Source organism: Providencia sp. UF-224, assembly GCF_058245955.1.
Genome location: NZ_JBSICC010000005.1, coordinates 113,673 through 134,069, shown reverse-complemented (window position 1 = coordinate 134,069; position 20,397 = coordinate 113,673). Strand labels below are relative to the sequence as shown.

The 20,397-nt window shown below is 43.2% G+C and carries 22 protein-coding genes and 1 other annotated feature; of the genes, 6 read left to right on the top strand and 16 right to left on the bottom strand.

Annotation, left to right across the window (positions count from 1 at the left end; translation table 11 throughout):
- Positions 1-61 precede the first annotated feature (61 nt).
- From hisIE to hisG, 8 genes are read right to left on the bottom strand one after another with little or no spacing between them, the layout of a single operon-like run.
- Complete coding sequence (gene hisIE, locus AC4IFO_RS07180) at positions 62-673, bottom strand: bifunctional phosphoribosyl-AMP cyclohydrolase/phosphoribosyl-ATP diphosphatase HisIE (RefSeq protein WP_490733067.1); 612 nt, start codon at positions 671-673, stop codon at positions 62-64.
- Positions 667-1,443: an imidazole glycerol phosphate synthase subunit HisF gene (gene hisF / locus AC4IFO_RS07175; RefSeq protein ID WP_490733065.1), complete on the bottom strand. Its 777-nt coding sequence runs from the start codon at positions 1,441-1,443 to the stop codon at positions 667-669. Before hisF ends, hisIE begins: the two co-directional genes overlap by 7 nt.
- Positions 1,425-2,162, bottom strand: coding sequence for a 1-(5-phosphoribosyl)-5-[(5-phosphoribosylamino)methylideneamino]imidazole-4-carboxamide isomerase (gene hisA / locus AC4IFO_RS07170; RefSeq protein ID WP_490733063.1), 738 nt, complete (start codon positions 2,160-2,162; stop codon positions 1,425-1,427). Before hisA ends, hisF begins: the two co-directional genes overlap by 19 nt.
- A 5-nt stretch (positions 2,163-2,167) precedes the next feature.
- On the bottom strand, positions 2,168-2,761 hold the full coding sequence (gene hisH / locus AC4IFO_RS07165) for an imidazole glycerol phosphate synthase subunit HisH (protein WP_490733061.1): 594 nt from the start codon (positions 2,759-2,761) through the stop codon (positions 2,168-2,170).
- Positions 2,761-3,828: a bifunctional histidinol-phosphatase/imidazoleglycerol-phosphate dehydratase HisB gene (gene hisB / locus AC4IFO_RS07160; RefSeq protein WP_219244197.1), complete on the bottom strand. Its 1,068-nt coding sequence runs from the start codon at positions 3,826-3,828 to the stop codon at positions 2,761-2,763. Before hisB ends, hisH begins: the two co-directional genes overlap by 1 nt.
- Positions 3,829-3,841: 13 nt before the next feature.
- The gene (gene hisC / locus AC4IFO_RS07155) at positions 3,842-4,912 is read right to left on the bottom strand and encodes a histidinol-phosphate transaminase (RefSeq protein ID WP_490733058.1); all 1,071 of its coding nucleotides are present in this window, start codon (positions 4,910-4,912) and stop codon (positions 3,842-3,844) included.
- Positions 4,913-4,915: 3 nt separating this feature from the next.
- A complete protein-coding gene (gene hisD / locus AC4IFO_RS07150; protein ID WP_490733056.1) occupies positions 4,916-6,232 on the bottom strand; it encodes a histidinol dehydrogenase in 1,317 nt (438 codons plus the stop codon).
- Between the two features lie 6 nt (positions 6,233-6,238).
- Positions 6,239-7,138, bottom strand: a complete 900-nt coding sequence (gene hisG, locus AC4IFO_RS07145; protein ID WP_490733054.1) for an ATP phosphoribosyltransferase — start codon at positions 7,136-7,138, stop codon at positions 6,239-6,241.
- Positions 7,139-7,178: 40 nt separating this feature from the next.
- Positions 7,179-7,305: a sequence feature (His leader region), on the bottom strand.
- Positions 7,306-7,573: 268 nt separating this feature from the next.
- Between hisG and AC4IFO_RS07140 the strand changes: the two genes are divergently transcribed.
- Complete coding sequence (locus tag AC4IFO_RS07140; protein WP_490733052.1) at positions 7,574-8,401, top strand: SDR family oxidoreductase; 828 nt, start codon at positions 7,574-7,576, stop codon at positions 8,399-8,401.
- Here the strand turns inward: AC4IFO_RS07140 and AC4IFO_RS07135 are convergent.
- Positions 8,394-9,017, bottom strand: a complete 624-nt coding sequence (locus AC4IFO_RS07135; RefSeq protein ID WP_490733050.1) for a glutathione S-transferase family protein — start codon at positions 9,015-9,017, stop codon at positions 8,394-8,396. The two genes, AC4IFO_RS07140 and AC4IFO_RS07135, sit on opposite strands and share 8 nt — an antisense overlap.
- Before the next feature lie 224 nt (positions 9,018-9,241).
- On the opposite strand from AC4IFO_RS07135, the gene AC4IFO_RS07130 reads away from it, so the two are divergent.
- The gene (locus AC4IFO_RS07130) at positions 9,242-10,447 is read left to right on the top strand and encodes a serine hydrolase (RefSeq protein WP_490733048.1); all 1,206 of its coding nucleotides are present in this window, start codon (positions 9,242-9,244) and stop codon (positions 10,445-10,447) included.
- 70 nt (positions 10,448-10,517) lie between these two features.
- Here AC4IFO_RS07130 and AC4IFO_RS07125 read toward each other — a convergent pair whose 3' ends face one another.
- The 3 genes from AC4IFO_RS07125 to ybjG all read right to left on the bottom strand — a co-directional run bounded on the left by AC4IFO_RS07125 (position 10,518) and on the right by ybjG (position 14,737).
- Positions 10,518-11,885 carry an L-serine ammonia-lyase gene (locus AC4IFO_RS07125; protein WP_490733046.1) on the bottom strand — a complete coding sequence of 456 codons (1,368 nt, stop codon included), beginning with the start codon at positions 11,883-11,885 and terminating at the stop codon, positions 10,518-10,520.
- A gap of 74 nt (positions 11,886-11,959) precedes the next feature.
- On the bottom strand, positions 11,960-13,276 hold the full coding sequence (locus AC4IFO_RS07120; RefSeq protein ID WP_490733044.1) for a serine/threonine transporter: 1,317 nt from the start codon (positions 13,274-13,276) through the stop codon (positions 11,960-11,962).
- 852 nt (positions 13,277-14,128) lie between these two features.
- Positions 14,129-14,737, bottom strand: coding sequence for an undecaprenyl-diphosphate phosphatase (gene ybjG, locus AC4IFO_RS07115; RefSeq protein ID WP_490733042.1), 609 nt, complete (start codon positions 14,735-14,737; stop codon positions 14,129-14,131).
- Between the two features lie 193 nt (positions 14,738-14,930).
- Between ybjG and AC4IFO_RS07110 the strand changes: the two genes are divergently transcribed.
- A complete protein-coding gene (locus tag AC4IFO_RS07110) occupies positions 14,931-15,359 on the top strand; it encodes a secondary thiamine-phosphate synthase enzyme YjbQ (protein ID WP_490733040.1) in 429 nt (142 codons plus the stop codon).
- 254 nt (positions 15,360-15,613) lie between these two features.
- Here AC4IFO_RS07110 and AC4IFO_RS07105 read toward each other — a convergent pair whose 3' ends face one another.
- Positions 15,614-15,877 carry a GrxA family glutaredoxin gene (locus tag AC4IFO_RS07105; RefSeq protein ID WP_219244186.1) on the bottom strand — a complete coding sequence of 88 codons (264 nt, stop codon included), beginning with the start codon at positions 15,875-15,877 and terminating at the stop codon, positions 15,614-15,616.
- 158 nt (positions 15,878-16,035) lie between these two features.
- On the opposite strand from AC4IFO_RS07105, the gene AC4IFO_RS07100 reads away from it, so the two are divergent.
- The 3 genes from AC4IFO_RS07100 to rlmC all read left to right on the top strand — a co-directional run bounded on the left by AC4IFO_RS07100 (position 16,036) and on the right by rlmC (position 18,157).
- The gene (locus AC4IFO_RS07100; protein WP_490733037.1) at positions 16,036-16,371 is read left to right on the top strand and encodes a YbjC family protein; all 336 of its coding nucleotides are present in this window, start codon (positions 16,036-16,038) and stop codon (positions 16,369-16,371) included.
- A 127-nt stretch (positions 16,372-16,498) separates the two neighbouring features.
- Entirely contained in the window at positions 16,499-17,014 is a 516-nt protein-coding gene (locus tag AC4IFO_RS07095; protein WP_490733035.1) for a YbjN domain-containing protein, read from the top strand.
- A 9-nt stretch (positions 17,015-17,023) separates the two neighbouring features.
- The gene (gene rlmC / locus AC4IFO_RS07090) at positions 17,024-18,157 is read left to right on the top strand and encodes a 23S rRNA (uracil(747)-C(5))-methyltransferase RlmC (protein WP_490733033.1); all 1,134 of its coding nucleotides are present in this window, start codon (positions 17,024-17,026) and stop codon (positions 18,155-18,157) included.
- 63 nt (positions 18,158-18,220) lie between these two features.
- Here the strand turns inward: rlmC and artM are convergent, their stop codons facing one another.
- Genes artM through artJ form a run of 3 tightly spaced genes read right to left on the bottom strand, consistent with a single transcriptional unit; the run spans position 18,221 to position 20,382 of the window.
- Positions 18,221-18,889 carry an arginine ABC transporter permease ArtM gene (artM, locus tag AC4IFO_RS07085; RefSeq protein WP_490733031.1) on the bottom strand — a complete coding sequence of 223 codons (669 nt, stop codon included), beginning with the start codon at positions 18,887-18,889 and terminating at the stop codon, positions 18,221-18,223.
- Positions 18,886-19,626 (bottom strand): arginine ABC transporter permease ArtQ, encoded by a 741-nt coding sequence (gene artQ, locus AC4IFO_RS07080; RefSeq protein ID WP_490733029.1) that lies wholly within the window; start codon positions 19,624-19,626, stop codon positions 18,886-18,888. The genes artM and artQ overlap by 4 nt, the downstream gene beginning before the upstream one ends.
- 12 nt (positions 19,627-19,638) lie before the next feature.
- Positions 19,639-20,382 carry an arginine ABC transporter substrate-binding protein gene (gene artJ, locus AC4IFO_RS07075; RefSeq protein WP_490733027.1) on the bottom strand — a complete coding sequence of 248 codons (744 nt, stop codon included), beginning with the start codon at positions 20,380-20,382 and terminating at the stop codon, positions 19,639-19,641.
- Positions 20,383-20,397 lie beyond the last annotated feature (15 nt).

The following is a 20,397-nucleotide window of genomic DNA, read 5'->3' as shown; positions in this document are numbered from 1 at the left end:
GCTTAAAATTTATTGTTTATATCTCTCTCTTATTTAAGAGAGAGATAATTATTCTATTCAATTACTGATGACGCTCTTTTAAGCGCTTGATAATCGTGCTTAAATCGAGCTCTTGGTCTTGCAGTAACACCATTAAGTGGTACATCAAATCTGCGGCTTCGTTCGTTAATTCCGCGCGGTCATTAACGGTTGCGGCCAGTGCGGTTTCAACGCCTTCCTCACCCACTTTTTGTGCGATACGTTTAGTGCCGCTGGCATAGAGGCGAGCGGTATAAGAGCTTTCAGGCGATGCGGTTTTGCGCTCTTTTAACAGCGTTTCCAGCTCAAACAAAAAGCCCCAATCGCTTTGTGCGGGAGCAAAACAACTTTGCGTGCCGTTATGGCAGGTTGGGCCATCTGGCAGGGCGAGTGCTAATAAAGTGTCGCTATCGCAATCAGGGTAAATGTCCACTAAATTTAGAAAATTATTGGACGTTTCCCCTTTTGTCCACAAACGCTGTTTGGTTCTTGAATAAAAGGTCACTTTGCGGCTGTCTAAGGTGACTTTTAGTGCTTCAGGGTTCATGTACCCCAGCATCAGCACATCCCCTGAAACTGCGTGTTGTACGATAACCGGCATTAGGTTATCGACTTTTTGCCATGCCAGTTGGCTACATTGTTCTGTGGTTAACATACTCTAATTTGAACTCCATTTTCGGCTAGGTATTGTTTTAATTCACCGATATTAATGATCTGTTTGTGGAAGACGGAAGCGGCTAAAGCACCATCAACACCTGCATCTGCAAAGGCATCAAGGAAGTGAACTTTTTCACCTGCGCCACCTGAAGCAATTAATGGTACTTGGCAAACTTCACGCACTTTTTTCAGTTGTACCAGATCATATCCTTGGCGTACACCATCTTGATTCATCATATTTAGGACGATTTCGCCCGCGCCGCGTTGCTGGGCTTCTTTGACCCAATCCAAGGTTTTCCAACGGGTTTGTGTGGTGCGTTTTTCATCCCCTGTAAACTGGTACACTTGATATTCATTGGTGCTGTCATCGAACCACGTATCAATGCCCACGACGATGCACTGAACGCCAAAGCGGTCGGCTAAACGGGTGATTAACGTTGGGTCAGACAGTGCAGGGGAGTTGATGGAAATTTTATCTGCGCCAAAAGACAAAATCTGCGCCGCATCTTCCACACTTTTAATACCGCCCGCTACACAGAACGGGATATCAATTACTTCGGCGACTTTAGCGACCCAGCTTTTATCGACAACACGGCCATCTGATGATGCAGTAATATCATAAAAAACCAGTTCATCAGCACCTTCTTGGGCATAGCGCTGTGCCAATGGCACGATATCACCGATAATTTCGTGGTTACGAAATTGCACACCTTTAACGACTTGCCCGTCGCGAACATCCAAACACGGAATTATGCGTTTTGCCAACATTTGATTGCCTCCGCAACGGTGAATTTACCTTCAAGTAATGCTCTGCCCACGATAACCCCAGCAGCGCCTGACGCTGGAATCGCTGCGATATCCGCTAAATTGCCAATGCCACCTGAGGCTTGAAAGGCAATATCAGGGAATTTCTGGCTAATTTCTTGGTACAAATTGACGTTGGAGCCTGCCAGCGTGCCATCTTTTGAAATATCGGTACAAAGGACGTGTTTTAAGCCATAAGGACGATAGATTTCTATGGCTTGCTCCAAGGTTAAATTGGAGTTTTCTTGCCAGCCACTAATGGCGATTTCTTTCACGCCTTCGGCATTGATCCGTACATCTAACGCCAACACAATCGCTTCACCGCCGTAGGTTTCAAACCAGATTTTCACCAGCTCAGGTTTGGTGACAGCCGTTGAGCCAATCACTACGCGAGTTGCGCCCGCATCTAATAATGCTTTGACGTCGTCTTCAGTACGAATACCGCCGCCTACTTGCACGGGGACACTCACGCCTGCTAACAGTTTTTTCAGCAGTGGAATTTGGCGTTTTTGCGGGTCTTTTGCACCAGTTAAATCCACAAGGTGTAGAAGCGTCGCGCCTTCTTTTTCATATTGTTGTAAACGTGGTAGTGGGTCAGTGCCGTAATCGGTTTGCTTGGCGTAATCCCCCTGATGTAACCGTACCACGGTGCCATCAATTAAATCTAATGCAGGAATGATCATGGTGCTTACATCTCCAAAAAGTTTTGAATCAAGCGAGCGCCAGCGGCACCTGAACGTTCAGGGTGAAATTGCACGCCGAAAAAGTTGTCGCGATTCACTGCACTGCTAAATGGGTTGCCATATTGGGTTTGCGCGATGGTATTTTCTGAAATTGGCATTGAATAGCTGTGCACAAAATAGAAATAAGCATCATCACTAATTCCTTTAAATAACGGGTTCCCCGCGAGCGCTTTTACTTGGTTCCAGCCGCTGTGAGGAACGGGTAAGCCATTGGCATCCATTTTACGCACAGGGCTATCAATCAGGCCAAGTAATGGAATTTCCGTTTGGCCTTCTTCGCTGATGCTGCCGAGTAATTGCATGCCCAAACAAATCCCTAAAACAGGTTGAGTTAATGCTCTGATTAAGGGCACTAATTCACGTTCTACGAGTTTTTCCATTGCCGCGCTTGCTGTGCCTACACCGGGTAAAAATACCTTATCGGCTTGTAAGATGGTGTTGGTATCACGGCTCACCACAGGGTTGTAACCTAGGCGTTGCACCGCATAAGTGACCGACGCTAAATTGGCACAGCCTGTATCAAGGATGACAACGTTCATCAAAGAACCCCTTTTGAGCTTGGTAACGTATCCCCTTCAACACGGATGGCTTGGCGCAATGTGCGACCAAACACTTTAAATAAGCTTTCCGCTTTGTGGTGATCGTTTTTTCCTTTGGTTTTCAAGTGCAACGTGCAACCCATCGCGTAAGACAGCGAACTAAAGAAGTGCTCAATCATTTCGGTGCTTAAATCGCCCACGCGTTGGTATTTAAATTCAGCTTTATATTCAAGGTGAGGGCGCCCTGAAATATCCAGCGCACAGCGTGCTTGGCATTCATCCATCGGCAGTACAAAACCAAAGCGCGCGATGCCGCGTTTATCGCCCAGTGCGACTCTCAGTGCTTCGCCTAAAGCAAGGCCAGTGTCTTCGACGGTGTGGTGGTCATCGATAAATAAATCCCCTTTGACTTCAACATTTAAGCGGAAACCACCGTGGGTTGCGATTTGGTCTAGCATGTGGTCAAAGAAGCCAACGCCCGTGTTAATTTTGCTGCCACCTTCTTGGTCTAACCAAACTTCCACCAGAATATTAGTCTCTTTGGTGACGCGCTCAACACGTGCATGGCGGTCGCGTTTGGTTAATTGGGCAGTGATGGTTTCCCAATCGAGGTCGGTCGCGCTATAGCGTAACCCTTTGATTCCCATGTTTTTAGCCAGTTGGATATCCGTTTCACGGTCACCGATCACATAGCTATTGTCGCTGTCGAGCACATTGCTGTCTAAGTAACGCTCAACTAACTGAAGTTTAGGTTTGCGACAAGCACAATTATCTTCAGGCTTGTGCGGGCAAATCAGCACTTCATCAAATTTTACGCCTTGTGATTCAAAAACTTGCATCATCAAGTTGTGTGGCGGCTCAAAGTCTGCGGTCGGGAAACTATCGGTGCCTAAGCCGTCTTGGTTGGTTATCATGACTAAACGGTAATTGGCTTTTTGCAGTGCAAGTAAGCTTGGAATGACGGCCTTTTCGAAGGCGAGTTTACTTAAGCTATCCACTTGGAAATCAGTCGGTGGCTCGGTAATTAATGTTCCATCACGGTCGATAAATAAAATTTTCTGGCTCATGAATCATTCCTAATTAGCAAAGTGCTTCAATAGCTTCAATAACACGGACATTTTCAATTTCTGTCCCGATGGTAATACGCAGGCAATTTTCTAGGCCCGGCTGCTTGCTTTGGTCACGTAAGATAATGCCTTGATCCCACAGGGCTTTAAAGACTTTATTGCCGTCAGTAAAGCGCACCAAAATGTAGTTGGTTTCGCTTGGGTAAACTTTTTCGACAACCGATAAATCACGCAGTGCTTCAGACAGGGCAATGCGGTTTTCCGTTACCGTCGCGACACGGCTTTTCATGGTGGCGATGCCTTGTGCATCAAGTGCTTGCGCTGCAATCATCGCAACTGGGGTCGATAATGGGTAAGGGGCGATAACTTTTAATAAAACCTCAATGACATCAGGTGACGCGAGTGTGAAGCCACAGCGCAGGCCTGCTAGCGCAAAAGCTTTTGATAAGGTTCTTAAAATCACCAGATTTGGGTATTTTGCTAACCAGCTAGCGACACTGTATTGTGGGCAAAACTCAATATAGGCTTCATCGACCACTACCAGTGCGCGGCCTGCGGCCATCTCTAACACTTCCAGTAACTCTTTGTTATCGATAATGTTGCCCGTTGGGTTATTTGGGCTGCAAATATAAATCAGTTTGGTATTCGTTAGGTTTTCGCGAATAGAGGCCACATTTAATGACCAATCTGGCAGTGCCATGATTTTTTTCTGTTCGACGCCAAAAGTTTCAGCACTGACGCTGTACATGCCGTATGTCGGCGGGCAGAACATCACGGCATCTTTGCCCGGTTCGCAAAATGCGCGGATCAGCAATTCAATGGATTCATCCGCACCACGGCATACTAAAACTTGTTCAGGCCTAATGCCTGCGTAGATCGCATAGTTATTGATCACTGCCACAGGTTGACATTCTGGGTAACGGTTTAGGTTGCGCTCACTAAATTGGTAATCAGGGGCGATAGGGTATTCGTTCGCATTGAGCCAGACGTCCCCATTTCCCCCTAAACGGCGTGCAGACATATACGGAGTCATGGTTTTGACATTTTCACGCGCAAGGCTGGCGGCATTAAATTTTTGGCTCATGACTTACTCCTGATTTTGTTTGTTAAGTTCTGCGACGCGTAAAGTCACCGCATTTTTATGGGCAGTCAATTGTTCCGCCTGCGCTAACGTTTCAATGGTGTTGGCTAAGCCGAGTAAACCTTGTTTAGACAGCTTTTGTACCGTCATGCGTTTCATAAAGTCCGCAAGACCTAGGCTTGAATAGGTTGCTGTATAACCATAGGTCGGTAAAACGTGGTTGGTGCCTGAAGCGTAATCCCCAGCAGACTCTGGTGACCAATCACCTACAAACACAGACCCTGCACTGGTGATGTCCGCGACTAAATCATCAGCATCACGAGTTTGTAAAATTAAGTGCTCAGGCCCGTAACGGTTGCTGATTTTCACACATTGTTTGATGGAGTCAGCAATAATAACGCGGCTGGCGCTCAGGGCTTCTCTGGCAATTGCAGCGCGAGAAAGCTGGGCGAGTTGTTTTTCTGTTTCTGCTATCACGCGCTGGGCGAAGTTTTCGTCATCGGTTAATAAAATGACTTGAGAATCTGGGCCGTGCTCCGCTTGAGATAGCAAGTCAGATGCTGTAAATGCAGGGTTAGCTCGGCTATCGGCAATCACTAATACTTCAGACGGCCCCGCTGGCATATCAATTGCTGCGCCTTCATGGCTTTGACTGACTTGGCGTTTTGCTTCGGTCACATAAGCGTTACCGGGGCCAAAAATTTTATCGACCGCAGGAATGCTTTGTGTACCAAAGGCCATGGCTGCAATCGCTTGCGCACCACCGACTTGGAAAATCTCTGTAATGCCACACAGTTTAGCCGCATACAGGATTTCATCGGCAATTGGTGGTGGTGAACATAAAATAATTTTGCGGCAACCCGCGATATTTGCAGGCGTACCTAACATCATGACGGTTGATAATAGCGGCGCCGAGCCACCCGGAATATACAAACCAACCGCATCAATTGGGCGCGTGACTTGCTGGCAAACAACACCCGCTTGGGTTTCTACGGTAATGGGCGCGGGAATCTGCGCTTCGTGAAAACGGCGAATATTGTTAATTGCGGTTTTCATGGCCGTTTTAATTTCATCGCCTAAGCGGCTTTCGGCATCATTGACGGCATTTGGCGCAACACGCACTGTGTCAATTTCAGTTTTATCGAAACGACGACTTAAGGCTTGGAGGGCGATATCGCCCTCACGACGGACTTGGTCGATAATGTCACTGACCGCGGAACTAATGCTGCCAGAGGCAGCAATAGCAGGGCGCATCAGTAATGCGTTTTGTTGTTGTTCGTTGCAATCTGCCCAGCGAATTGGCTGGTTGAATCCCATTTCCATGACGACTTACTCCATCATTTTTTCGATTGGCAGAACAAGAATTGAACTTGCACCTAATGCTTTCAGTTTTTCCATGGTTTCCCAGAACAAGGTTTCTGAGCTGACCATGTGCATAGCAACACGGCTGTGGTCACCCGCTAATGGCAGGATAGTTGGGCGTTCAGCACCCGGCAGCAGCGCAATAATTTCATCCAGCGTTTCACTTGGTGCGTGTAGCATGATGTATTTGGATTCACGGGCTTGGATAACGCCTTGAATACGGGTCATCATGCGGTCGATAAGCTGTTGTTTATCAGTAGACATTTCCCCATCGCGCTGAATTAAACAGGCTTTAGAGCGATAAATCACTTCCACTTCTTTCAGGCCATTGGCTTCTAAGGTTGCCCCCGTAGAAACGAGGTCACAGATGGCATCAGCTAAGCCTGCGCGAGGGGCGACTTCGACTGAACCATTCAGTAAGCAAGATTTAAACTGAATGCCTTTTTGGTCGAAATAGCGTTTTAGTAAGTGTGGGTAAGAGGTAGCAACGCGTGAGCCATTTAAGCACTCTGCACCGGTGTAATTAAAATCTAATGGCGCAGCTAAAGAGAGGCGGCATCCACCAAAATCTAATCGACGCAATGTTTTGTACTGCGGGTCTTCCCCTTGAGCACGGCGGTTTAATAACTCTTCTTCAAGGACGTTTTCGCCGATAATCCCTAAGTCCACAACGCCGTCCATAACCAGCCCTGGAATATCGTCATCGCGAACACGAAGTAAATCAATAGGCATATTTTCTGCATAAGCAATCAAACGTTGTTGTTGTAAATTGATTTTGATCCCGCAGCGAGCCAGTAACTCTCTTGATTCTTCGCTTAAACGACCTGACTTTTGAATTGCAATACGTAAACGTGATTTATCCAACATAACCTTACCCCATATTCCTTTAGTAACTTTTTGTTTTAATATAAAAAAACCCTCGGAAGATTATCTTCCGAGGGTTCTCTCATTTGCATTTCAGCCACCGGAAGATTCGTTGATCGTCTTCCAGCACACATCGCCCGAAAGACTAATCAGGATGATGGTGATGATGATGGTTGCGTGAAATACGATTCATAATGTCTTCCGTTCTCTTATTTAACTGAATGACTAAACATTCACTGTGTTAACTAAATACTCATTGGTATCCAACCTATCCGATTTCCCCCTATGAATGCAACCTTTTTTTTAAAAATAACCAATAATAATTCGTTGAGCAGGTTTTACAGTGATTAATCTCCCCGAAAATCTATTCGGAAGTTTTATGGTTTTCAGCTAACCTAAGTAAAAAACTCAGCGCCTTAGCAGATTTGGAGTCGAAACATGAAAAAAGTCACGATTATTGGATTGGGATGGGTGGGGTTACCACTCGCACAGGCTTTATTAGCGAAGGGTGTTCAAGTGGTGGGCACTAAAACGACACCCGATGGTATTGAGGCAGCTCGAAGTGTGGGTATTGAGTGCTACTCATTGAAACTGACGCCTGAGTTAGAATGTGACGCTGATGATTTAACACTATTGATGGACGGCAGTGATGCGCTGGTCATTTTGTTGCCGCCCTCTAAGGTGAATGTGGAGCATTATGTGTCAGCGATTGAAACGCTAGTAAACAGTGCCATTACCTTTAAGGTGCCCAACGTGATTTTTACCTCTTCGACGGCGGTGTATGGGGAGCAAAATGGTGAAATGACGGAAGATTCTCCGTTAGAAGGTGTAACCGCTTCCGCACAGGCGTTGATTGATGCCGAAAATTGGTTACATCAATTGCCAAATATTTCAGTGGATATACTGCGTTTAGCTGGGTTAGTGGGGGAAAAACGTCATGCAGGGCGTTTTTTAGCGGGAAAAACAGGGGTTAAAGGTGCCATGCAGCCTGTAAATATGGTGCATCAAGATGATGTTATTGAGGCGATTTTAGTATTACTTAACCAATCAGAAGGGGGGCATATTTATAATTTGTGCGCGCCTATTCACCCAACACGACAAGCGTTTTATACCCAAGCGGCGAAATCATTGGGGCTCGTTCCCCCTGAATTTATTGACCCAGCGAATGAGCCTGAAGGAAAGGTAATTAACGGCAATCGTATCTGCCAAGAAATCGGGTTTGAATACCAATACCCAAACCCGAATAGCATGTTGATGACTATTTAATAGGGATCATCACAATTTTTTGGAACACTGGGCGTGTGGTGAGCTGCTGATACCAGCGCTCTAAGTTTTTAAACTCAGGGCGTTCGGTAACAATTTCGTGCCATGGGTAAAATAATGGCGCAATGGCGATATCAGCAATACCGAATTTTTCACCACTGAAATACGCCTGATGGGCTAAGGCGTCATCGGCAATTTGCAGTAATTTGTTGATATTGGCATAAATGATTTTTGCTTGTTCTGGGTCTCTATCTGCTTCTGGGACACGGACGATTTTGTTCATCATCTGTTTGATGTGATCGAATAAATTCGCATTGCTCCAATCCATCCATTTATCCGCTGCGGCTCTTTCTTGTACGTCCTTTGCGAGTAATAAGTGAGAGTGATCAAACTTTTCCGTAAGGTAACGTAAAATCGCATTTGATTCCCACAGCGCAAAGTCATCATCCTGTAGAGTTGGGATTGTGCTGTTTGGATTCATTTTTTTATATTCAGGTGTATCAAGTCCACCAAATGGGCCACCCACATCTTTTTGATTATAAGCCACATTTAATTCTTCTAAGCACCAAAGTACTTTTTTGACATTGGAAGAATTGGCACGTCCCCAGACAGTTAACATTGCAGTCTCCTAATTGATTTTTTGTCATTAGCCACAGCTAAGATAGATTAAATTCGCTTTCAGGCAAATCTTTATTTCCTATCGGTGGTCATAAGGTAAATAAAGCCTTATATTATGATGAGTTAGCAATTTTTATCACGGCGAAGGGTTCATCGTTTAGTGATGGTGAGTACAACGATAGTTATTTTAAATGTGCAGTATTAAGTTAAGTGAAGGAATAACCGATGAGTAAAAAATTATTGCCCCTAAAAAACCACCGTGCTGGTATTGGGTTGAGTCTTTTAATTGCCGTTAGCACCAGTGTTTACGCGGCCGAGACACCGGTTGCTCCTCAAATCGATGCCAAAGCGTATGTCCTAATGGACTACAACAGTGGGAAAATTTTAGCATCAGGTAACCCTGATGAACGTTTAGACCCAGCCAGTTTAACCAAGATCATGACAAGTTATGTAGTGGGACAGGCTGTGAAGGCGGGGAAAATAACCACGCAGGACATGGTGACGGTTGGTGAAGATGCATGGGCGACAGGAAACCCTGTCCTGAAAGGCTCTTCATTGATGTTTTTGAAGCCAAAAGACCGTGTTTCGGTATTGGATTTAAATAAAGGGATTGTTATTCAATCGGGTAACGATGCCAGTATTGCCCTTGCGGACTATGTTGCAGGGAGCCAAGATTCATTTGTAAGCTTAATGAATCAATATGTGCAACAGATTGGTTTGAAAAATACACATTTTAAAACAGTGCATGGCCTTGATTCTGAAGGGCAATACAGCACTGCACGTGACATGGCGTTATTAACACAAGCGATGATCCGCGATGTTCCTGATGAATATGTTCTGCATAAAGAGAAAGAATTTACCTTCAACAAAATTCGCCAACCTAACCGTAACCGTTTGTTATGGAATCAAAACTTAAAGGTGGATGGTGTGAAAACGGGGCACACGAGTGGCGCAGGCCATAACTTAGTGGCATCGGCAACTGAAGGGGATATGCGTTTGATCTCCGTTGTGCTTGGTGCGCCGAGTGATCGTGTACGTTTTACTGAAAGTGAAAAACTGCTCACGTGGGGCTTCCGTTTCTTCGAAACGGTTACCCCAATCAAAGCAGATGCAACGTTGAAAAAGCAGCGTGTATGGTTTGGTGATACCTCTGAAGTTGCCTTGGGCGTAGCCGATGATGTTTCTGTGACGATTCCTAAAGGCCAACTGAAAAACCTGAAAGTGGATATTCAGATGACTAATGATTCGTTAGAAGCGCCATTAGCGAAAAACCAAGCGGTCGGGACGATCAATTTTATTCTAAATGATGAAGTGATTGAACAGCACCCACTGGTAGCAAAATCCGCGGTTGAAGAAGCGGGCTTCTTCGGGCGTATTTGGGATTACATCATGAAAACCATCAGTGGCTGGTGGAGTGCGATTTTTGGTTAATTCAGTATTTATATCCAATTAACGAAAACGCCTGCAATTGCAGGCGTTTTTTAGTCAGTTTGTGAATAAATTATTCACAGTGCGCGAGTTTTATCGCCAAACCGCCTTGGGAGGTTTCACGATATTTAGCATTAATGTCTTTACCCGTTTCATACATTGTCTCAATCACTTTATCGAGACAAACACGTGGGTCACTGACACGGCGTAACGCCATGCGCGCGGCGTTAACCGCTTTAACAGAAGCTATCGCATTACGTTCAATACACGGTACTTGAACTTGACCACCAACAGGGTCACAAGTAAGGCCGAGGTTATGCTCCATCGCAATCTCAGCGGCGATGCACACTTGCTCAGGGCTACCGCCCATTAGCTCCGCAAGCCCCGCAGCCGCCATTGAACAGGCAACACCCACTTCACCTTGGCAACCTACTTCAGCCCCTGAAATGGAGGCATTCATTTTATACAATGCGCCAATTACACCGGAAACAAGGAAGTAGCGAGTATAGGAGTTTTCATTCACAGGGCGAATGAATTTATCGTAATAGGCGAGTACCGCAGGAACGATACCACAGGCACCGTTAGTTGGCGCTGTCACTACACGCCCACCTGCGGCGTTCTCTTCATTGACAGCAAGGGCGTACATATTGATCCAATCAATAACCGCCATTGGGTCCATGTTGGTGCTATCTGTGGTGACAAGTTGACGGCGTAACGCTGCTGCACGACGCGGAACACGCAGTGGCCCAGGTAATAAACCTTCTGTCGTCACGCCGCGTTCAATACCTGCTTTCATCACATCCCAAACAGAAGACAGGTATTGATGGATTTCTTCTTTACTGCGTAGCGCTAATTCATTTTGCATAACGAGCGCAGAAAGTGATAAACCCGTTTCTTTGCAATGCTTTTGCAAATCGGCCGCATATTTAAAAGGGTAAGGGACTTGGATTGCGTTTTCATCACTTTGACCAAAATGGTCTTCATCGACGATAAAACCGCCGCCAATCGAGTAATAATTTTTGGTATACAGAACATCATCACCCGCAAATGCGGTGATTGTCATGCCATTTTCATGGAGCGGTAAATTTGTGCTGTGAAAGTTCATGCCGCCATCGATAGGGAAATCGACTTCATGTTGCCCATGAGCAAGTAAAAGTTTACCTGTTTGTTCGACGTTGCGCATAAATGCAGGAATAGCGTCAATATCAATAGTATCGGGCAAGTTACCCGCAAGACCCATGATGATAGCCATATCGGTGGCGTGGCCTTTGCCTGTTAGAGACAGCGAGCCATAAACATCAACGGCAATACGCGTTGTGTTAGCCAGTAGATTTTGTGCGATAAGGTCATCAACGAATTGTTTGCCCGCTTTCATTGGGCCGACGGTGTGGGAACTTGAAGGGCCGATACCGATTTTGAAGATATCAAATACACTAATCATATTCAGTGCTTCCTTTTGTAGAAAGTCATTGAAATCAGGTAGCTATCATTATTAATAGCTACCTGGGGCTTCAATTAGAAGAATAACTTATATGTTGCCGCAGAGATAGCGACCAGACCCATAATTACGATAAATACATTGCTGATTTTGCCTGAGTATTTACGCATCGCAGGGACTTTGCTGATAGCATACATTGGCATTAAGAACAGTAAGATAGCAATAACAGGGCCACCAAGGCTTTCGATGATATCCAGAACACCTGGGTTTAATGTCGCAACAATCCAAGTGGTCACTAACATAAAGATAGCGGTGCCGCGGTTTAATTTGCGAATATCAACCGTTTTGCCTTTTGCACGGTATGCACGTTCAACTAAGCCATTGAAACCTTCACGAGCACCTAAGTAGTGACCTAAGAATGATTTGATAATAGCGATGAATGCAATGATTGCCGCAGCGTATTTGATGAATGGTTGATCAAAGTAGCCTGACAGATAGTCAAGAATACTGATGTTTTGTGCTTTTGCTTGTGCGAGGTCAGCTGAAGATAATGTAAACACACAGCTAATCACGAAGAACATGACTGTCAGAACCATCAGGATGTGTGCTGATGCTAAAATGCGTGAACATTTTTGTTCTGCTTCATCACCGTATTCTTCACGTTTTGCGACAGAGAATGCAGAGATAATTGGTGAGTGGTTAAATGCGAATACCATGACTGGGATAGTCAACCAAATGGTGATCCAAATACTTTGACCGCCCGTATTTTTGGTCGCTTCTGCGATACCGTCGAAAGTTAAGGTATTCAGAACATCACCAGACCAGTGAGGGATCATATATAAAGAGAATGCAACCAGTACCGCAATGAATGGGAATACCAGCATACTCATTACTTTAACGATGTATTTTTCACCGAAAGAAACGATAGCCATAACGCCACCGACTAGAATTAAGGCCAGTAACCAACGTGGTGGCGCACCAACACCTAATAATTCAGTTAAGAATTTATTGACGTTATTGGTAATAGAAACGCCATAAACGAGCAGAATAGGATAAATGGCAAAGAAATACAGCAGGGTGATCCAGTTACCTGCGGTACGCCCAAAGTGTTCTTCAACAACTTCAGTAATATCGCCATCTTTTTTAGAACCTGAAAGAACGAAACGTGTTAAGCCACGGTGTGCAAAAAAGGTCATTGGGAAGGCTAGAACAAGCATCAATAGAACAGGAAGTAATCCGCTCATACCCGCATTGATAGGTAAAAACAGAACACCAGCACCGATAGCTGTACCATATAAGCCCAGCATCCATACGGTGTCAGTTTTACGCCAAGCTTTACTGCTCCCTGTTTGCGAGGCTGTTTTGTCGATGGAACCAACTTTTGTTGTATCCATAATAGTCTCCAAAAATAAAAGTCAAAAAATTCATTTAAAGTAACGGCCAATGGCGTTACTGGGTTTTAATCTTTTGGTACGAATAATCACTTAATAACAAGAGTTTTCTTTTACGTAACAATCCGATTGGAAATAAAACTAAAATCGATACTAAATTCATTTTCAATCAGTTTTGTAATTTTATCAGTAATTTTTAAATCTGGATTTTGAGGGTGTGAATTTATATTTTACCAGAATAAAATGCCGTGATCATTATCTCAAAAGAGAAATATCCCCTAAGATTACATATAAACATTAGATTTTATAAAATTGTTAATGAAATTTAACTTAAGTTTGTTGGTTGTCATATGTTTTGCGTTTAAAAAATTCAATTCATTAAAACAAACAGCGGCAGAATAATATCCTGCTGGAAAAATATTATTATATTAATGAATATTTTTACGTTGTTTGATTTGTAATCTATATCAATCTATTTATTGAGCTGTACTGTGATACTGCTACATTGTATACATAAAAATATAGTGCTAATGCATTGATATTTATCCATTAATTAAATATTTAAATAATAGTTTAGTGAGTGATTAGTTAGGCGATTTTGCATTAAACTTAGGGGCACATATTAATTAAATTTTGGTTTTTAAGATAGTATTTAGCGCACTTTTTTTGCGTCGAAAAAAATAATTAAAAAAGGTAACAAAATATTTGTTACACAGTTGTTTATTAATTAATTTGATAATTTAAAATTAATTTTATATGACGATAAAAAAATAAAGAGAAAGTTTGATTTGGCGCAACTTTTTAAAAGTGGAAAAGTACTGGTGTTTATTGCCACCAGTACTTAAAAAGTAATGATTAAGGTTGGAACCAACCTTTGCGAATGAATGAACCAAAGATTAAATGATAGAGTTGGGTGATTGGCGCTTGGATTTTATTAATGCCGAGTGACCACAAAATTTGGGCTAAACCACAGGCAACGATAGCAAGGATAAACGCGCCTGCCATGTCTAAAGGCCAGTGAACACCAAGGTAAATTCGTGACCATGCGATTACAATAGCAGGGATCATCATCACAAGGCCAACCCAAGTCCGTAGCCAGAATAAGAAAGCGAATGCAAAGGTGAACACGATAGTGCCGTGATTACTTGGAAATGATGGTGTTGCGTCGTGATCAGAGAAATTAGTACCGACCCCCATCACAAATGGGCGATCATGAGGGGCAAAATAACCAATTAGCCATGAGATAGCGAGCCCTAACACAATGGCTATCGCTGCTTTACAGGCAAAAGCACGTTGGCGAGCCATGTTTGGCTGGGCACCCCAAAACCAACAAGCAAGTGTAAATAATGGAAAAATAAGAACTAAGCGTTTAGCAATCACATTTGCTATCGCAATCGTTCCGCTTGCAGTTTCTGGTGTGGCATTGATCAGGTTAAAGAGATCAAGATTGAGTTGTTCCAGCACAGTTTCGTACCTCAGACAGAGAGTGGGTCAGTAAGACAAAGAAAAACAGAGCTTAAAGTCTCAAGCTTCACAGGTAAAGTCCCTTTGTCTTATTATTGATAGCATTACGCGACAAATTTACGTGTGGTTTAAGAATTACTCAATAATTATTTAACTTATACGATGTTGTGCTCATTTAAGGAAGGGAAAAGGGATGTGGTGGCAAAAACAGATACAGCTTAATGCGCGGGAAAGAGGGTTCCATTTAGTGACAGAGGAAATTTTAAGGCAAATTCCTGAACTCAGTACAGTGCGCATCGGAATGATGAATATATTTATTCAACATACTTCTGCTTCATTAACGATTAATGAAAACGCGGACTATACAGTGCGAGAAGACTTTGAAAGCTTTTTTAATAAGGCGGTTCCTGAAAATGAACCTTATTTTAAGCATGATTATGAAGGTAGCGATGATATGCCTGCGCACCTAAAAAGCAGTTTATTAGGAGCGAGTTTAACAATTCCTGTGACTAATGGGCGTTTGAATATGGGGACGTGGCAGGGAATTTATTTGTGTGAACACCGGAATTTTGGTGGAAAGCGTAAGTTAATCATTACATTACAAGGTGAGATGGCTAGCTAAAAAATGGGCAATAAAAAACCCGATAGCATTAAAACAAAGAGTTGGCTATCGGGCTCCTCAATATGGGGACATCAAAGAAAAGCAGTGGCATAAATTAAGACTCCATCTAAAAAGGAAAGTTCGCGGGTTGATGAAAAAAAGTGCAATTTTTGGTGGAATTTAAGTTAAATAGCACAAAAAGAACAAGCAAAGCATGTTTTCAACCTAAAAGGTGAGATGCTTTGCTTGCGGTAATACAAAATTAGCTGAGCTAATTATTTGTAAAGATTCAAATTTTCTTTTGCGTAAGCTTCAAAATCAGTACAACCACCGATGTGCTTCTCATCAATGAAAATTTGTGGGACAGTTTCCACAGGTTTACCAACCGTTTTAGATAAATCTTCTTTTGAAATACCTTCTGCTTGAATATCGACATAGCGGTAGTCAAAATCTTCAAGTTCGTTTTTCAGTTTTTCTGCCAGTTCTTTTGCACGAACACAGTATGGGCAGCCTGGGCGACCAAAAATAACAGTATACATAGTATCTCCTTTTTATCTTAAACTCAGATTCTAATCACAATGCTCAATACTATGCCTATATAAATTATGAAATAAAAGTCGAATTTTCCTTTTATAGCTATAGGTATGGCATATAATTTGTGAAGTAAAACGTCAGGTAACGGTGAAAAGGGTATCGAATGGATAACAAACCACAATCAAAGAGAACCATGCGTTCATTGGCGGATATGCCAAAACCCATCTTGATCTTAGAAGGCGTTGGGATAATCCTCTTGATTATGATTTTACTTACACTGAATGGCTATATTTCATTACCTGAACCGCTAATGCATCAGGGCGTGATAGTCGCCATCATTATGGTCGCGATCGGGTGCTTGATCCCTGCAATGATTAATATCGTGTGGCGGGCTATTCACGGGCTCACTTTTTTAGGCATTGATAATAAGCAGTCAGAGAACCCAAGAAACAAAAAAAATAATACTCAAGATGATAAGCAGGATGAAAAGCCCGAATAGCCGTGGTTTTACTGGCATTTTCCCTAGCAATGTGTGAAAATTATCCGCTTTTGTGTTAGGGGATGTTGCCATCCTCTGACGAACTGTTTTTGCATTATTATTGTTGAGTTGAAGAAGGTTATTGCCCATGGATTCTATTCGTTACCCTGACATTGCACAATTACGTGAATGGTTAGATCAACTCAAAACATCTTATTTCGAGTGCGACTCTTGTGCCGCGCTGCATTTACCTCATATGCAAAATATTGAGGGGATTTTTGATGCGAAGCTCGATATCGTCAATAATGTGCTGGTATTGTCTGCACTCGCCGAACTAAAACCTACGGCAATTATTACATTAGTAGCAAATATTAGCCAAATTAACGCTAGTTCATTGACAGCAAAAGTTTTTCTCGAAATAAATGATGAAAACTTGCCAAAATTAGTTGTTAGCCAATCATTTTCTTTAGAAGCGGGAATGACTTACCGCCAATTCTGCCATTTTGTTCAGCAGGCAGAAGACCAAATTTCAGCGATTGTCTTTGAGATCTTCAGTAATAATTTATTGTATGCCAATCAAGATGATTTTATTGAAGATGAAGATAACGGCGAAGATGACTCCGAACTCACTCCAGATGATAAACCCGCCATTATTATTCATTAAGTTTTAATTATGCACTGTGAAAAATATATTGCGGGTGAATGCCGCTCTTGCCAATGGTTAGAACTTTCTCCTGAACAGCAAATCGCCCAGAAGCAGCAGCAGCTTTCGGCGTTATTGCCAGCAATCGACCCTGCTATTTTTGCTGTACCTGTAACTGGCCCTCAAACAGGCTTTCGCAACAAAGCCAAAATGGTGGTGAGTGGGAGTGTTGAAAGGCCAATTTTAGGCATCGTTGGGAAAGATGGGGTGGGTGTAGATTTAACAGATTGCCCATTATATCCCGCGTCGTTTGCTGACGTCTTCAGTGTGATCACGCCATTTATTGCAAGGGCAGGGCTCACGCCATATAACATCGAGCGCAAGCGCGGTGAACTTAAGTATGTGTTATTAACACAAAGCTGGCACACAGGCCGGTTTATGTTGCGTTTTGTATTGCGTTCAGCGAAAAAACTCGAACAGCTTAAAAATGCATTACCTTGGCTGCAAGGGCAATTACCACAACTTGAGGTGATCACTGTAAATATACAGCCTGTGCATATGGCAATATTGGAAGGTGAGGAAGAGATTTTCTTAACGGAGCAACGCACGCTACGTGAAGAGTTTAATCAAGTCCCTTTGTTTATTCGTCCGCAAGGTTTTTTCCAAACGAATCCTGTCGTTGCCGCTAAGTTGTACCAAACAGCGAGGGATTGGGTTAAAGCATTAGATATTCATAGCTTGTGGGATCTATTTTGTGGTGTGGGCGGTTTTGGGTTGCACTGCGCTGAAAAAGACACCCGTTTAACTGGCATTGAAATCAGCGCGCCAGCGATTGCCAGTGCACAGCAATCCGCGAATGAACTTGGGTTAAGGCATGTTGAATTCAAAGCCCTTGATTCAACCCACTTTGCTACTGCGAATCAGGATATCCCACAGTTGGTTTTAGTCAATCCGCCACGAAGAGGGATAGGTAAAGCGCTATGTGATTACCTTTCCCATATGCAGCCAGAATATATTCTCTATTCAAGCTGTAATGCACAAACCATGGCGCAAGATTTACAGCAGTTGCCTGGCTATCAAGTGTGTAAAGTGCAGCTGTTTGATTTATTTCCACATACGGCGCACTTTGAAGTGCTGACGTTGTTAAAGCGAAAGAATAATTAAGACGAATTGATGAAAAAAAGCTTGGTATTTAGCCAAGCTTTTTAACGTATTGAATTAAAGATATTAATTTCGGTGCTCGAAGGCCAGTGCCTTGCGTTCGATTAAGCGCATCAGAATGGTTAAGATTGCATTAACCACCAAATAAATAATCCCCGCAGCAACAAACGCCATCACATCCCATGTCTGACCAAATACTTGGCTACTGTACCCCATGATATCTAACATGGTGATCGTACTAGCCAGTGAGGTACTTTTAAACACTAACACCACTTCATTGGAATAAGAAGATAAAGAGCGTTTAAAGGCATAAGGCAGAATAATGCGCATGGTTTGCACTTTACTCATTCCCAACGCTTGGCAAGATTGCCATTGCCCTGATGGGATCGCTTTGACGGCACCGTGGAACAATAACGTCGAATAGGCGGCACTGTTTAACGCTAATGCAATCATCGCACAGAACCAAGGTGTCGATATTAATTCCCAAAATAGAGGGTAGTTTTGTAACGACTTAAATTGGCTTGGGCCATTATAGATTAGGAAAAACTGCACTAATAAAGGCGTACCGGTGAAGATGGTGATATACACCTTCACAATTTGCGAAATGACTTTGGTTTTAAGGGATAAAATTAACGTAAATAATCCCGCTAACAGAAAAGCCACAATTAATGCACAGAACGTCAGTGATAGACTGGTTGGTAACCCCGGTAGAATTTTTAGGATCATATCAATCATTTGGAGTCACCCCGCTCAAAGCGCGTCGTTCTCAATTCAATGCGCTTTAATACCAATTGGCTAACCAGCGTAATGGCAAGGTAAATCAGACCGACTATAACGTACCAAGTAAAAGGTTCGCCAGTACGGTTAACAATGGTTTTTGTTTGTAGCATTAAATCATTCACGCTGATTAAAGAGACTAAAGCGGTATCTTTTAACAGAACTAACCATTGGTTGCCTAAACCCGGCAGGGCATGGCGCCACATTTGCGGCATAATAAAACGAAAGAAAATCGTACGCTTTTTAAGGCCGAGTGCAAAACCCGCTTCCCACTGACCATAAGGCACCGCTTTGAGTGCACCCCTTAGGGTTTGTGAGGCATAGGAGGCATACAGTAGGGCGAGGGCAATGACACCACAAACGAATGGAGTGTAATCAAACTCACCGCTATCGGCAAAGAAGATGCTGGGGTCAATTTGGATGGTGGTTTGCCAAAACCCGAGGTTAATATCAAAGCCATCCCCGAGTAGGTTGATCAGCTGTAATGTCCCAAAATAAACGAATAGGACAACCAGTAGTTCAGGTAACCCACGAATTAGCGTCACCCAACAAGTGCCTAAAAAGGCAATTGGCTTAAAGCGGACAGACTCCCATGCGGTAAATAGCATGGCAAGAATTAAACCCAAGATTAGGGCAGAAACAGCAAGGCCGACGGTGATACCGGTGGCACTTGTTAAAAATAGAAGGTTGTTCATTAATTATATCGATTACTGTTGAAACCATTTTTTGTGGATAGCATCATAAGTGCCGTCAGCTTTTACTTCTGCTAAGGCTTTATTCATTTTATCCAACAACTCTTTATTTCCTTTACGCACTGCGATACCTAAACCGATACCGAAGTATTGTGGATCAGTGACTTTCTCACCCACAGCGGCTAAGTTTTCGTTGCCTTTGGTTTTTAACCATTCGTCAGCAACGGCAGTGTCACCGAATACAGCATCAATACGGCCATTTTGCAGGTCTAAAACCGCAGATTGGTAGTTATCGTAAGGAACAGTGGTCATGCCTTTGTGTTGTTCCATGATGTATTTTTGATGCGTGGTTCCGTTTTGGACACCGATTCTTTTGTTTTTCAGTTGGTCAACAGAACTGATTTTTTCTTTCACTGCGATAAATTCCGCAGAGTTAGGGTAATAAGTTTCAGTGAAATCCACTTGTTGTTGACGCTCAGGGGTAATGTCGATACCCGCCATTAGCGCTTCAAAACGGCGGAATTTCAGGCTTGGGATTAAGCTGTCGAAAGATTGGTGAGTAAATGTGCAAGTCGCATTCATTTTTTCACACATAGCATTCGCTAAATCAACGTCAAAACCGACGATTTGATTGTTTTTATCAAACATTTCAAACGGTGCGTAAGTCGCTTCAGTCGCAAAACGAATGGTTTCTTTTTCTGCAGCAGTTGCCGATAGGGTTACAGCGCCCAGCAGCGCAGCTAATATAATTTTTTTCATTGCTTAATCCTATAT

Bases quoted from the DNA above. Each gene is read 5' to 3' on its own strand.
- hisIE (WP_490733067.1), bottom strand. From the start codon at position 673: ATGTTAACCACAGAACAATGTAGCCAACTGGCATGGCAAAAAGTCGAT.
- hisF (WP_490733065.1), bottom strand. From the start codon at position 1,443: ATGTTGGCAAAACGCATAATTCCGTGTTTGGATGTTCGCGACGGGCAA.
- hisA (WP_490733063.1), bottom strand. From the start codon at position 2,162: ATGATCATTCCTGCATTAGATTTAATTGATGGCACCGTGGTACGGTTA.
- hisH (WP_490733061.1), bottom strand. From the start codon at position 2,761: ATGAACGTTGTCATCCTTGATACAGGCTGTGCCAATTTAGCGTCGGTC.
- hisB (WP_219244197.1), bottom strand. From the start codon at position 3,828: ATGAGCCAGAAAATTTTATTTATCGACCGTGATGGAACATTAATTACC.
- hisC (WP_490733058.1), bottom strand. From the start codon at position 4,912: ATGAGCCAAAAATTTAATGCCGCCAGCCTTGCGCGTGAAAATGTCAAA.
- hisD (WP_490733056.1), bottom strand. From the start codon at position 6,232: ATGGAAATGGGATTCAACCAGCCAATTCGCTGGGCAGATTGCAACGAA.
- hisG (WP_490733054.1), bottom strand. From the start codon at position 7,138: ATGTTGGATAAATCACGTTTACGTATTGCAATTCAAAAGTCAGGTCGT.
- AC4IFO_RS07140 (WP_490733052.1), top strand. From the start codon at position 7,574: ATGAAAAAAGTCACGATTATTGGATTGGGATGGGTGGGGTTACCACTC.
- AC4IFO_RS07135 (WP_490733050.1), bottom strand. From the start codon at position 9,017: ATGTTAACTGTCTGGGGACGTGCCAATTCTTCCAATGTCAAAAAAGTA.
- AC4IFO_RS07130 (WP_490733048.1), top strand. From the start codon at position 9,242: ATGAGTAAAAAATTATTGCCCCTAAAAAACCACCGTGCTGGTATTGGG.
- AC4IFO_RS07125 (WP_490733046.1), bottom strand. From the start codon at position 11,885: ATGATTAGTGTATTTGATATCTTCAAAATCGGTATCGGCCCTTCAAGT.
- AC4IFO_RS07120 (WP_490733044.1), bottom strand. From the start codon at position 13,276: ATGGATACAACAAAAGTTGGTTCCATCGACAAAACAGCCTCGCAAACA.
- AC4IFO_RS07110 (WP_490733040.1), top strand. From the start codon at position 14,931: ATGTGGTGGCAAAAACAGATACAGCTTAATGCGCGGGAAAGAGGGTTC.
- AC4IFO_RS07105 (WP_219244186.1), bottom strand. From the start codon at position 15,877: ATGTATACTGTTATTTTTGGTCGCCCAGGCTGCCCATACTGTGTTCGT.
- AC4IFO_RS07100 (WP_490733037.1), top strand. From the start codon at position 16,036: ATGGATAACAAACCACAATCAAAGAGAACCATGCGTTCATTGGCGGAT.
- AC4IFO_RS07095 (WP_490733035.1), top strand. From the start codon at position 16,499: ATGGATTCTATTCGTTACCCTGACATTGCACAATTACGTGAATGGTTA.
- rlmC (WP_490733033.1), top strand. From the start codon at position 17,024: ATGCACTGTGAAAAATATATTGCGGGTGAATGCCGCTCTTGCCAATGG.
- artM (WP_490733031.1), bottom strand. From the start codon at position 18,889: ATGATTGATATGATCCTAAAAATTCTACCGGGGTTACCAACCAGTCTA.
- artQ (WP_490733029.1), bottom strand. From the start codon at position 19,626: ATGAACAACCTTCTATTTTTAACAAGTGCCACCGGTATCACCGTCGGC.
- artJ (WP_490733027.1), bottom strand. From the start codon at position 20,382: ATGAAAAAAATTATATTAGCTGCGCTGCTGGGCGCTGTAACCCTATCG.